General features: G+C 60.9%; 13 protein-coding genes. 5 read left to right on the forward strand and 8 right to left on the reverse strand.

The features are described 5' to 3' along the window. Nucleotides 1-1,233, forward strand: coding sequence for an acyltransferase family protein (locus KUV81_RS06495; protein WP_222543020.1), 1,233 nt, complete (start codon nucleotides 1-3; stop codon nucleotides 1,231-1,233). Here KUV81_RS06495 and KUV81_RS06500 read toward each other — a convergent pair. Next, nucleotides 1,124-2,044 carry a LysR family transcriptional regulator gene (locus KUV81_RS06500; RefSeq protein WP_222543021.1) on the reverse strand — a complete coding sequence of 307 codons (921 nt, stop codon included), beginning with the start codon at nucleotides 2,042-2,044 and terminating at the stop codon, nucleotides 1,124-1,126. The two genes, KUV81_RS06495 and KUV81_RS06500, sit on opposite strands and share 110 nt — an antisense overlap. 110 nt (nucleotides 2,045-2,154) lie before the next feature. Here KUV81_RS06500 and KUV81_RS06505 point away from each other — a divergent pair, with 110 nt between their 5' ends. Next, the gene (locus KUV81_RS06505) at nucleotides 2,155-3,168 is read left to right on the forward strand and encodes a zinc-binding alcohol dehydrogenase family protein (RefSeq protein ID WP_222543361.1); all 1,014 of its coding nucleotides are present in this window, start codon (nucleotides 2,155-2,157) and stop codon (nucleotides 3,166-3,168) included. Nucleotides 3,169-3,463: 295 nt separating this feature from the next. On the opposite strand, the gene KUV81_RS06510 is transcribed toward KUV81_RS06505, so the two are convergent. The 4 genes from KUV81_RS06510 to nhaA all read right to left on the reverse strand — a co-directional run bounded on the left by KUV81_RS06510 (nucleotide 3,464) and on the right by nhaA (nucleotide 6,228). Beyond that, on the reverse strand, nucleotides 3,464-3,856 hold the full coding sequence (locus KUV81_RS06510; RefSeq protein WP_222543022.1) for a hypothetical protein: 393 nt from the start codon (nucleotides 3,854-3,856) through the stop codon (nucleotides 3,464-3,466). Nucleotides 3,857-4,143: 287 nt separating this feature from the next. After that, a complete protein-coding gene (locus KUV81_RS06515) occupies nucleotides 4,144-4,401 on the reverse strand; it encodes a hypothetical protein (protein ID WP_222543023.1) in 258 nt (85 codons plus the stop codon). A gap of 16 nt (nucleotides 4,402-4,417) precedes the next feature. Continuing rightward, entirely contained in the window at nucleotides 4,418-4,963 is a 546-nt protein-coding gene (locus KUV81_RS06520) for a hypothetical protein (protein ID WP_222543024.1), read from the reverse strand. Between the two features lie 68 nt (nucleotides 4,964-5,031). Beyond that, a complete protein-coding gene (nhaA, locus tag KUV81_RS06525; protein ID WP_222543025.1) occupies nucleotides 5,032-6,228 on the reverse strand; it encodes a Na+/H+ antiporter NhaA in 1,197 nt (398 codons plus the stop codon). Nucleotides 6,229-6,501: 273 nt separating this feature from the next. Here nhaA and KUV81_RS06530 point away from each other — a divergent pair, with 273 nt between their 5' ends. Beyond that, the gene (locus KUV81_RS06530) at nucleotides 6,502-7,146 is read left to right on the forward strand and encodes a Crp/Fnr family transcriptional regulator (RefSeq protein WP_222543026.1); all 645 of its coding nucleotides are present in this window, start codon (nucleotides 6,502-6,504) and stop codon (nucleotides 7,144-7,146) included. Nucleotides 7,147-7,182: 36 nt separating this feature from the next. Here the strand turns inward: KUV81_RS06530 and KUV81_RS06535 are convergent, their stop codons facing one another. The 3 genes from KUV81_RS06535 to KUV81_RS19850 form a co-directional block, all read right to left on the reverse strand. Continuing rightward, nucleotides 7,183-7,590: a GFA family protein gene (locus KUV81_RS06535; RefSeq protein ID WP_222543027.1), complete on the reverse strand. Its 408-nt coding sequence runs from the start codon at nucleotides 7,588-7,590 to the stop codon at nucleotides 7,183-7,185. 1 nt (nucleotide 7,591) lies between these two features. Beyond that, on the reverse strand, nucleotides 7,592-8,260 hold the full coding sequence (locus KUV81_RS06540; protein WP_222543028.1) for a CatB-related O-acetyltransferase: 669 nt from the start codon (nucleotides 8,258-8,260) through the stop codon (nucleotides 7,592-7,594). 88 nt (nucleotides 8,261-8,348) lie between these two features. Further along, nucleotides 8,349-9,260, reverse strand: coding sequence for a LysR family transcriptional regulator (locus tag KUV81_RS19850; RefSeq protein WP_222543029.1), 912 nt, complete (start codon nucleotides 9,258-9,260; stop codon nucleotides 8,349-8,351). A gap of 242 nt (nucleotides 9,261-9,502) precedes the next feature. Between KUV81_RS19850 and KUV81_RS06550 the strand changes: the two genes are divergently transcribed. Together KUV81_RS06550 and KUV81_RS06555 are read left to right on the forward strand one after the other, a co-directional pair. Continuing rightward, complete coding sequence (locus KUV81_RS06550) at nucleotides 9,503-10,513, forward strand: DUF2860 family protein (protein ID WP_222543030.1); 1,011 nt, start codon at nucleotides 9,503-9,505, stop codon at nucleotides 10,511-10,513. A 116-nt stretch (nucleotides 10,514-10,629) separates the two neighbouring features. Beyond that, nucleotides 10,630-11,733: an alpha/beta hydrolase gene (locus KUV81_RS06555; protein WP_222543031.1), complete on the forward strand. Its 1,104-nt coding sequence runs from the start codon at nucleotides 10,630-10,632 to the stop codon at nucleotides 11,731-11,733. Nucleotides 11,734-11,828 lie beyond the last annotated feature (95 nt).

Here is an 11,828-nt window from a genome sequence, read left to right on the forward strand (position 1 = left end):
GTGCAATGGACCCGCAACCTGGCCGGCCCGCCGGGGCAGATCCCCGCCCTGGATGGGCTGCGCGCCCTGGCCATTCTGCTGGTGATGATGCGCCATGGCGTCGCCGAGTACCCCAAGTTCACCGGCGTGGAGAGCCTGCCGTCGGCGCTGAACCTGATGGCCAACGGCTGGCTGGGGGTGGATCTCTTCTTCGTCCTGAGCGGCTTTTTCATCGCCCACCACCTGATCCGCCGCTGGCCCGCCCAGGGGCCAAGTTTCGGCTTTCTTAAGACTTACCTGGCCAAGCGGGTGCTGCGCACCTTTCCCCTTTACTACGCGGTGATCGCGCTCATTCTGCTGGGCGCCATTCCCCTCTACCAGCACAACAGCTCGGACCCCATCTTTGATCTCTCGGTTCATCTGCTCTTTATGCAGGACTATTTCGGCGCCCGCTTCCTGGTGGCCCTCTGGTCCCTGGCCACCGAGGAGAAGTTCTACCTGCTGGCCCCCTGGCTGGTGGGGCTGCTGCTGGCGCTGCAGGGGCGACCACGCTGGCAGTTGAGCCTGGCCCTGGCCCTCTGTCTGCTGCCCCTGCTGGGGCGAACCTGGGTGTTGTTGACTCAGAACATCGACAGCTACGGCGAGTTTTTCTGGGCCGTCCGGGCCCCCTTCCACCAGGCGCTGGACGGTTTTGGCTGGGGCATTCTGATGGCCCTGCTCTACCAAAAACGTCCTCCGGCCCCCGGCTTGGCGCCCCGGGCGCTTTGGGCGTTCGCCCTGTGCGCGGCGCTGATGGTGGGGCTGTTGAGCGTAACCGACTGGCTGGGCTCGGCCCGTTGGGGCTGGGTGAGCCTGGGCATCGCCGTCGGCTCTGTGCTCTTTGCCGCCATGGTGCTGAGCGCCTGCTACCTCACCGGCCCCCTGGCCCGGCTGTTGTGCTCCGTGCCCCTGCGTTTGATCTCCCGGCTCTCCTTCAGCCTCTACCTGGCCCACATGCTGGTGATCCCACTCAGCCTGGCGCTTGTCCCACCCCAGACCCTCCAGGGGGTGACCGGCTGGCTCGGCTTTTTGGCCCTCTACAGCCTGCTGAGCACGGCGCTGGCCCTGGCCCTGCACCTGGTGGTGGAACGCCCCCTGCTTCGGGTTAAGGACCGCCTGCGCTTTCCCCCGCCAGACGCTGGGCGCAGCGCTCGCTCAGGTACGCCCGCAGCCCCCGCACCCGGGCACTCAGCTGGCGTCGATCCCCGCAGATGAGGTTGAGCGGCGCCGCCTCCCCCAGCCAGTCCGAACACAGGGCCACCAGGCGCCCCTCGGCCAGATCGTCCACCACATCCAGGTGAGACTTAAAGGCCACACCGCGCCCGGCCAGGGCCCAGCGGTGCACCACCTCGCCATCGTCCGCCACCCGGTCGCCGCGCACGTCCACCTCCAAGGTCTCCCCGCTCCGCTCGAAACGCCACCGCTGATGACGATGCTCGCTGAGCATAAAGCTCAAACAGTTGTGCTCCTTGAGCTGCTCGGGGTGGTCAGGCACTCCGTGACGCTCGAGGTATTGCGGGGAAGCCACCAGCACCCGACGGTTGTGGGGGGCCACCGGCAGCGCCACCAGCGAGGAGTCAGACGGTGCGCCGTAACGCAGGCTGAGATCCACCCCCGGGTGGTAGAGATCGGAGAGACGATCGGAGAACTGCAGGTGAAAGCTGAGTTTGGGGTGGGCCAGCTGGAACTCGTCCAGCCAGGCCAGCAGGGTGCGCCGACCCAGGTCCGAGGGCAGCGACAGGCGCAGGGTGCCGGAGAACTGCTGGGCACCGGAGCGCAGCGCTTCGGCGCCGCTGCTCAGCAGGTTGAGCGCCTCGGTGGCGTGGGTCAGAAACTGGGCCCCCTCGGAGGTGAGCTTCAGCGAGCGAGTGGAACGCAGAAACAGCGCCGCCCCCAACTCCGCCTCCAAGCGTTTGACCGCCGCGCTGGTGGCCGCGGGAGTGAGATCCAGCTGTCGGGCCGTGGCGGAGAGGCTGCCCAGTCGGGCGGTGAGTACGAAGATCTCCAGATCCTGCAGCGCTTTCATTTTCAAATTCTGTTTGAAAGAGATTGTTCCAGACAATAGTTTTTCAACGTAACGACGTCAAATACCATGGGGCCGTCTTAACCAATCGGAGCAATCCCATGTCCCAGACCATGAAAGCGGTGGGCTACCACCACAGCCGCCCCATCGACGCCGACGACGCCCTGCTGGATCTCACCCTGCCGGTGCCAAGCCCGGGCCCCCAGGACCTGCTGGTCCAGGTCGAAGCGGTGTCGGTGAACCCGGTGGACACCAAGATCCGGGTCCGCGTCAGCCCCGCTGAGGGCCAGGCCCAGGTGCTGGGCTGGGATGCCGTGGGTGTGGTGGCCGCCGTGGGCAGCGAGGTCACTGGCTTCGCCCCGGGGGATCGGGTCTGGTACGCCGGTGACGTCTCCCGCAGTGGCAGCAACGCCCAGTACCAGTGCGTGGATGCCCGCATCGCCGCCCACAGCCCCAAATCCCTGGGCGTGGCCGAGGCCGCGGCACTGCCGCTGACCACCCTGACCGCCTACGAGCTGCTGTTTGATCGCCTGGGCCTGAACCCGGAGCAGGACCACAGCAACGAATCCCTGCTGGTGATCGGCGCCGCCGGTGGCGTGGGCTCCATCCTGGTGCAGTTGGCCCGTCAGCTGACCAACATCGAGATCATCGCCACCGCCTCCCGTCCCGAAACCCAGGAATGGGTCAAGGAGCTCGGGGCCCACCACGTGGTGAACCACCGGGAAAACCTGGCGGACCAGGTGGCCCAGCTTGGCGCCAAGCCGGTGAAATACGTCGCCAGCCTGAACCAGACCGATCAGCACCTGGCGGCCATCGCCGAGCTGATGGCGCCCCAGGGCAAACTGGCGCTGATCGACGATCCGGCCAGCTTCGACATCATGCCCTTTAAGCGCAAGAGCATCTCCATCCACTGGGAGTTCATGTTCACCCGGGCGCTGTTCAATACCGACGACATTCAGCGTCAGCAGGCGATCCTGGCCGAGGTGGCCCAGCTGGTGGACGAGGGCAAGGTGAGCACCACGGTGGCGGAGCACTTCGGCACCATCAATGCCGACAACCTCAAGCGTGCCCACGCCCTGCTGGAGTCCCAGAAGGCCCGGGGCAAGATCGTACTGGCCGGGTTCTGAGCCCAGTTCAGCCATTGAGCGAGCCACCCAGCGACCTCAACAATAAAAACGCGGCCATCGGGCCGCGTTTTTATTTTTTTGCACCAACGAAATGCTAGGCATCGGTCGTGCCGATTATCTGGTTAATGCAGAAGTGTTAACAGGCTCCACGCTTTTATTACTGGGACGCACAGACCATTAATCAATGAGCGCAACCAAAATCGTACAGGGTGGAATCATTTTGGTCATTTATAACCCCGGGCCACCCTTTCTTAGTTTTGCGCCTTTGTATTGTTAGGAATATTACCGATGTACGTTAAATCCGTATCGTTTTAAAATACAGCGCCGCGGCCAACAAAGCCGCGAACAGGGCCCCCCAGGACTCGGCGTACAGGAAGGTCAACAGGGGCTGGGCCACCACCAGGGCCCCCGCCAGCGGCCCCCACTGCACCACCCAAAGCAGCAACAGCGCCGCGGCCATCAGCAGCAGGGCCCAGCAGCCGTTGCTGCTGATCTGCTGCTTCTCCTTGTCCTCGAGGAAGTCAAAGAACATGCGAAGGTTGCGGTCCGGATCCGTCTCATCGTAACTGAGCCAGACCATGCCGCTCTGGTCAGCCCGGCCATGGAGCTCGCCAAACTCCGTGCGGGCCTCTTCAATCACCCCGTCCATGCCATGGTGGGACACCACGTAAAACAGGATGTTAAACATCAGCAAAAAGCCCGCCAAAATAAGCGAGCGCATCATCGAATGGGGCACGGTCACGATTCCAATATGGAGAGAATGAAAACCCGGCGTGACATCATGGTTTAAGAATCGATATCGGCTCGATATTAATTCGATAATTCATGAATAGCACTGCGGTCGCGCCCATTCTACGATGATTTTATATTCGTGGCGTCGCCTTTGACGGTGTTTGTGAACCCGAGCCAATATCCGCTTACTCGGCCACCCATGGATTGCGAAATACCCCGCCTTACCTCATCCCGCAAATAGGGTTAAACCGGCGGCCTCCGTTTATCCATTTTGCGAAGTGAGAAATCCAGCACCAGTAAGCAGAACAGCAAAAGAAACAACAGGGTTTTGATCCAGGGACTGGCCACCCCAAGGTGGATCAGCAAGGCCACCAGGCTGGCGTAAATAACGTGAGTCACAGTAGCAATTTTCCCGTCTGTACCAGGGAACAGCCACAGGGTGGCCGCCACTGGTGGGTGGTGAATCTGTTCTGACCAACGTCTTTCGGGGACCAGGCCCACCGGGTGTGGGCTCTCCCTAGATGGACGGCATCCGGTTGGCGGTTTTGCTGAGCTTGAAGTCCAGTGCCAGGAAGCCGAGCAACAGCAGCAGCAACAGGGTTTTGATCCAGGGGCTGACCACCCAGAGGTGGATAAGCAAGACCACCAGGGTGGCGTAAATGGCGTTAATCACAGTCCAGATTTTCCAGTCTTCGCCGTGAAGCCAAAGCCACAGCGTGGCCACCAGCAGGCCCAGCAAAAAGAACAGGCCGCTGATCGCAAACTCGAAGGCGTAGATCGCGGCCACCACAAAGAGGAACGCCGCGGTACAAAACAGGATGAAGTCCAACAGGCGGACGGTATCGTGCTTGGGTGAGGGGTGGCTGAAGACGTTGTGGTCGTCGATGGTCACCTTGATGCGAAACAGAAACTGAAACGCGATCCAGAGCATCGCGTTAACCCTATCCAGTTGGTCGCCCTCGAGGATGGCGGCGTTGCCATTGAGGACGCTGGACAGCGCCAGCTCAAACCCCAGGAACACCGCCAGCCCCATGCTGAGGTTGGCTCTTTGGTAAAAATTCATTGGTTTTACAGGTCGCTTAGGCGACCCGGCGCAGCGGCAAGCCGCACCAGGTCCTGCCAGTCCAGCGTCTAAACGCCGGATGAGGCGGAGGCGTCGGCGTCCGGCTCCGGCAGCGTGGCTTTGAGCAGCAGGCAGCCCAGCAGCGCCGCCAGCGCCGAGCCGATGAGGATCCCCAGGCGAGCCAGATCGGCGTAGTCCGAGGCTTCTGCGTCAAAGGAGAGTGAGCCGACAAACATCGCCATGGTGAAGCCCACACCGCAGAGCAGAGACACCCCCAGCAGGTGCACCCAGTTCAGTCCCTCGGGCAGTTTGGCGATGCGCAGCAGCACAGCGGCGCCACTGAACAGCATGATCCCGATGGGCTTGCCCAGCAGCAGACCCAGGGCGATGCCCATGGGCAGCGGCGAGGTGAGATCGCCCATCCCCAGCCCCGACAGGTTCACCCCGGCGTTGGCAAAGGCGAATACCGGCAGGATCAGGAAGGTACTCCAGGGGTGCAGTCGATGCTCCAGGTGCTCGCTGGCGCAGTAGCCCTTGGCGTCTTTTTTCAGCGGCAGCACGAACGCCAGCACCACACCGGCCAAGGTGGCGTGAACGCCGGATTTGAGCACCGCCACCCAGAGGACAATGCCCACCAGCAGGAAGGGCGAGAGTCGACGCACACCAAGGCGGTTCATCAACACCAGCACACCGGTGGCCAGGGCGGACACCGCCAGGCTCACCATGGACAAAGCGTCGCTGTAGAACAGCGCGATGATGAGGATCACCAGCAGATCATCGATGATGGCCAGGGCCAGCAGGAAGACCTTGAGCTCCACCGGCACCCGGCTGCCCAGCAGGGCCAGGATCCCCAGGGCAAAGGCGATGTCGGTGGCGGCGGGGATGGCCCAGCCGGTGCGGGCCAGGGGATCGGCGTGGTTGAAGGCCAGGAAGATAAGCGCCGGCACAATGAGTCCGCCCAGGGCCGCGTAGGTGGGCAGCGCGGCCTTGCTGGGGGTGGAGAGCGCCCCTTGCAGCAATTCCCGTTTCACCTCCAGGCCAATCAGGGTGAAGAACAGCGCCATCAGGCCGTCGTTGATCCACAGCAGCAGCGGCTTATCGATGTTCAGCGCCCCGGCCCTGACCTGGGCGGGGGTATCGAGAAAGGCCTCGTACCAGGGGGCCAGGGGGGAGTTGGCCAACACCATGGCGATGACCACCATCACCATAAGGATGATGCCGCCGGAGGACTCCTGGTCGAGAAAATTCTGGATCTTGGTTTTCATGGGCTCACTGACTCTAGTAACGAAAGGACGCCTTGGGACGGCGAAACAGGCTGGGCGAACAATTCCCTGCAATGGTGTCTCGCTGTCCCATCCGTCCCAAGGCCGCCGCAGAGTAGCGCGCAAAGATTTCAACATTGTGCAGAGCGCACATTTGCTGCACCATAGGGCAAAAGTGTCTCAACTCTGTGATCAAGCGCAAGGCGACCCGCTGAAAAATCATCGCCTTAGTCCACAAAGCTGGGTGCACTGCCCTCCCCCGTTAGGATTCAGTATATGGCCCTCTTAGCCACTCAGTATCAAAGGTTGATCGCCAGCCACCTCGATGCGGCCCGTTATCCCCAGTTCTTTGCCTATTTATTGAAGTTTGGCCGGGTGATACGACAGCCGTCCCTGCGTCCGCACGTGGTGCAAGGCCAGCACCTGGATCACCTGGGTTTGCTGCTCTCGGGCAAAGCGGAAGCCTATTCCCTGGATGTCGAGGGACAGCAGATCCTGGTGGCTGAAGCCCCGCCGGGCACCTGGTATGGAATGATGGAGTTTCTCGACGGCCAGCCTTCGGCGATGACCGGGCATCCGCTGGGCGAGGCTCTGCTGCTGCAGATCCCCCACCGCCAGCTGCGCGCCAAGGAAGCGCCCAAAGCCGAGATCTTTGAGTTGGTGGCCCATGCCCTGGCCAGTAACCTGCGTCTCGCCCACCGGGTGTTTGCGGAGCATAAGATCCCCGATATCGAAGCGCGCCTGCTGACGCGCCTGCGTTCACTGGCCGACGGCGAAGGCCGCATCACCATCACTCAGGACAAATTGGCGGGCTACCTGGACATCAGCCGTTTCCAGGTACTGAGGCTGCTGGAGAAGCTTGAGCAGCGCGGCGTGCTCAAGCGCCACTACGGGCGCATCGAGTTGCTGGGAGAGAAGTAAGGGAAGGCCCGCGGACAGCCGAGGGCCAAGAGGCCATCAGAGCTTGTCAGGGTGACCCGGGAACTTAACCAGGTCATCGTTGAGCGCCAGCCAGGGCGCCTTGGAGTCGACGTGGATGTGAAAAGCGGGTTTCTGGCTCGGCGCATCATCCAGCACCCCGAGACGGATGTTGTATCGGCCGGTATCGGATTTGATGGAGAACAAGCTGGAGCCGCAGGTTTGGCAAAACGCCAGGGTGGTGGCCTCGCTTTTTTGGTAGTAGCGCACCGACTCAGAGCCCTTTACCCAGTCGAAGTGTTCCTGGCCTATCCCCGCCGCCGAGGAGTAGTCGGAGCCGGTGAACTTGCGACACTCCGAGCACAGGCAGTTGCCCACGTAATCAAACTGGTCCGCCACGGTAAAGGCCACTGCCCCGCACAGGCAGGAGCCGCTCAATCGTTTCATCTTACTCTCCATCGTCAATCAGCCCCTGGGCCTGAGCGTAGGCCGCCAGCTCGTCCACCTTGCCGGCCACCAGGATGGGGATCGCCTGCTCGATGTGCTCGGCAGGCCAGTCCCACCAGCACAGCCGTGCCAGCGTTGCCTGCTCCTTATCGTTGAAGCGTTGGCGCACCACCCGGGCCGGGTTGCCGGCCGCCACGGCGTAGGGGGGTATGTCCGAGGTCACCACCGACTGGGCGCCGATAATCGCCCCATCACCAATGGTCACCCCCGGCATCACGGTGACGCCCAGGCCCAACCAGACGTCGTTGCCCAGCACAATGTCGCCATAGGCCTTGAAGGGGTAGTTCTCGATGGCCATGGCATCCCGCCAGGGGCCGCCAAATACGGCGAAGGGGAAGCTGCTGACCCCGGCGGTGGCGTGATTGGCGTCGGCCATCACAAAGCGGCTGCCGTGGGCGATGGCGCAGAACTTGCCAATGCGCAGCGCCGTGCCGGAGAAGCCAAAGTTGTAGAGCACGTTGCGCTCTAAAAAGGCGGTGGGATCGTCAAAATCGCTGTAGTAGCTGTACTCCCCCACGATGACATTTTGGATTTCACTTTGCGCCACCAGGGGCTTGAGCAGCACGGTGTTGGTGAACCCCTCGATGGGGTAGAGCTTGGTCGGATCCATCGATTGAATTGCCTTAATCTCAGTTTTTGATGCGCCCTTGGCGACGGGCGAGCAGTCCGCGCTAGCCTTGGATTTTAGGGCTGCCAAACTAGCTACCGAACAATCTCTTATGGCAGGTGTGCAGCATCCCCTCTAAAGCGCTGATGAAGGGGTGCTGATACCAGCTTCGATGGTAATAGAAGCCGTACTCCATCTGCACACCCTGCTCCCCCTGCATTATTGGGCGCCAACAGAGTCGACCCTCGGTTTCCGCGTCGTAAACCCGGGCCGAAACCATGCCGTAGCCGAAGCGATGCGCACACCGTAAGCCCGCCAAAACGGTATTCACCGTCAGAGCAGCATTCGGTACCAGCTCACGCACTTTTCCCGCTCGACTGCCGTATTTGGTGACCTCCCCAGACCACTGGCGGACGACAGTAAGGGAGGACAGGTCGGAGATTGAAATCGCTTCCTGGGTAGCCAGCGGATGTTCGGGAGGGAGATACACACCAATGGGGATGGTGCCGATGGAGCGCTGCACCAGATCACGATCCAGTTCCAGCGGGAAGAGGTCGACACAGAACGCCATCTCACCCGGCTGCAGTGGCGCGGGCCCTTGTCCCATCCAAGCGATACTTTCCAACATTAAATTACCGTTGGCAGCACTTGTGCAAGCAAACAGCTCCGGGGTCAAGAACTCCAGCAGGTTGGCAGGCGCATAGAACCTAAGGGCGCCATCGAGCTTGCCAAAATCAAAGGCGTTGGTGCGCTCTGCTGCCACAAGCAACGCCTGGTAGCTCGGACTCAGCTGCGAAACCAGTTCAATCGCGAAGGCCGTCGGCTTAAAGCGTCCGTTATCCAGCGTATAGAGATCATCGCCGTAATGCGCTCTGAGTCTCGCCAGGCCGCGATTCAAGGTGGCGCGACTGACCGCCAGCTTTTCCAGTGCAGCGCTGAGCCTCGGGTACTGAGCGAGTACCACTAAATAGCCAATCAAGTTGAGGTCCAGCGTAGAGCGCACGGCATTACTCCTCCTAAATCGCCATTGAGCTTTGGCTCACATACGCCAAAAGTGAGTTCAAACTATACCGTTTCTGCGCATCTTTGCGCAATCGGTTGGTCAAAAATGCGCTTCACATCTCGTTACTATGCGCTGACTTAATTGCTCAGGAAGCCCCGATTTCAGCTGTATCAGGGTGAGCCATCCGGGGGCACCGGGTATGCACCGTCGCCTCACCTTGATACCGAAAACGAGTTAACATCATGAAACTTCGCACCGCCCTGTTCAGCACTGTCCTCCTCACCTCAGCTAAGGTGAGCGCCCTTCCTGCCCCCATGCCTCAGGAGTCTGGCTTCTCCGGAACCGTTGGGCTCACCGCGTCCTACATCGAATACTCTTCCAACCTTATCGTCGGGAATGGCCTGGACAGCTTGAGCGACAATCAAGTGGACTCCATATGGGAAAGCGCCAATCGACAGAGCACCGGCGCCTTCGCTCCTTACCTGGACCTGCGCTTCACCTTTGCCAACAGCCAAACTCAACTGGTATTTGGCAACCTTATCCAGGACGCCGTGCGCTTCGATCTGACCCAACGATTGGGGGTTCGCCAAGCGGTGCCGGGCGTGGGAACGTTAGGGGCCAGCTTTGTTTTCTCGGGTTTACCCTCGGAAGTCTGGGCGGATCCGTACCGTACGGGGGCCCCCCGCCAAGAAACCGACCGCGAATCCCGTGGGGTTCGCCTCGACTGGGAACGGATCGCCGACAGCAACTTCAGCCTGGGGTACACCTACCGCGACATCTCTATCGATGAGGAACAAAGTGGCCAGGCTATGGGGCTCAGCAAACAGGATCAGCAGCTTCTTAACCGCAACGGGCGCGATCACCGATTTGAGCTGAAATACCACCAGGCCCTTAGCCAGAGTCAGTACCTGACCCCCTCTCTTATCTATCGTCTTCGGGAGGCCGACGGCGACGCCATGGCCAATGATCGCATCGCCATGGAACTGACTTATACCCACCTGACCCCGCGCTGGACCTACATCGTTAATGGGTATGCAGGGCGGGTCAACTACCACTCCGCCAACCCGGTGTTTGGGCAAAAAACCGATTCCACCGAACTCGGTATCGGCCTCAACCTGTTTCGCCACGGCCTTTGGGGCTATGACAATCTCAGCGGATTGATCAGCGCCGCCTACTACCAGTCCGACTCCAAAGTGGCGTTCCACGACATGGGCTTTACCAACTTCTCTCTGGGCTTAGTTTACCGATTCTGAACCGGTCCATTGAAACAACCTAACCGTCATCGAAAAAGTGACGTATTGACCGCTGGCGGTTGCAGGACTGCCCCTTGCGACCGCTTCACATCCAGCCGCTTATTAGGAGACTTATCATGAGCAAAACGAAAACCGCAGCCGCGCCGATGGTGACTCTGGCCATCGCCCTCTCTGCCAGTTTGCCGGCCGCGGCAGGACAGAGCCATTTGGAGATTGGCCCTCGTACCCTTCCGCCGTCGGCCGGGGTGAGCGAGGCGTTTCGCGCATCGCAGATCGCCACACCGATACTGGACCCGGCGCCAATGGACTTTGTGCCCTCAACTGAGGCCGACTGGCTTGCCTACATCGAAAAGAAAGACGCCGCGACCGAGGTCAACGTTCGCCATCTTGCCGAAGCGCTGGAAGTGACGATCACCAAAGAGCGTATCGCCGGCGTGAACGTCCATTGGGTAACACCGCCAGAAGTTGCCCCCAAGCACCAGGACCACTTGTTCGTCTACATCCACGGGGGCGCTTACGTGTTCAATGGCGGCATGGCCGGTCTGGTGGAGCCCATGCTCATTGCCTCCCGCCTCCAGATGCCGGTGATCTCTATCGACTACCGGATGCCACCCAAGCATCCTGCCCCTGCCGCAACCGACGACGTCATTGCCGCCTGGAGCGCATTACTGGAAAGTCGCTCTCCCGATACGATGGTCATGGGAGGCACCTCCGCCGGCGCCAACATCACCCTGGCCGCCAGCCAGCGCTTTGTCCAACAGGGGCTGGCAATGCCCGCAGCGCTCTACATTGGGACACCGACCGTTGACCTCAACGCGGACGCTGGCGACAGTCGTTATCTCAATGAAGGGGCCGATCGCGTCTTAATCAAAATGGGCGATTTTGCCACCGCCGCCATGGATCTCTATGCCGGTACACTGGGGGTGGAGCACCCTTACGTTTCGCCCATCTTTGGCGACTTCACCAGTCTGCCCCCCACCTACCTCATCTCAGGGACACGGGACCTGCTGCTGAGCGATACCGTTCGCGCACACCGCGCGCTTCGCCGAGCGGGTGTGGATGCGCAACTGCATGTTTATGAGGGCCAAGGGCATGCGGACTACCTTGTTGCTATGAATACGCCCGAGTCCAACGAGCATTTCGAGGAGCTGAATCGGTTCGTTTTGATGCACCTGAGACAACCTCAGGCGGGCCAGTTGCCAGGAGTTAAGGCCAAGTAATCGAGGCCATGATACGCACCAGAGCCGATCCAACCGTGTTGCCTTGAGCAAACCTTTGGTATTCGATGGCAATGAAAAAGGCCCCACTTGGGGGC

This window comes from Ferrimonas balearica, from assembly GCF_019802085.1.
Classification (GTDB): domain Bacteria; phylum Pseudomonadota; class Gammaproteobacteria; order Enterobacterales; family Shewanellaceae; genus Ferrimonas; species Ferrimonas balearica_B.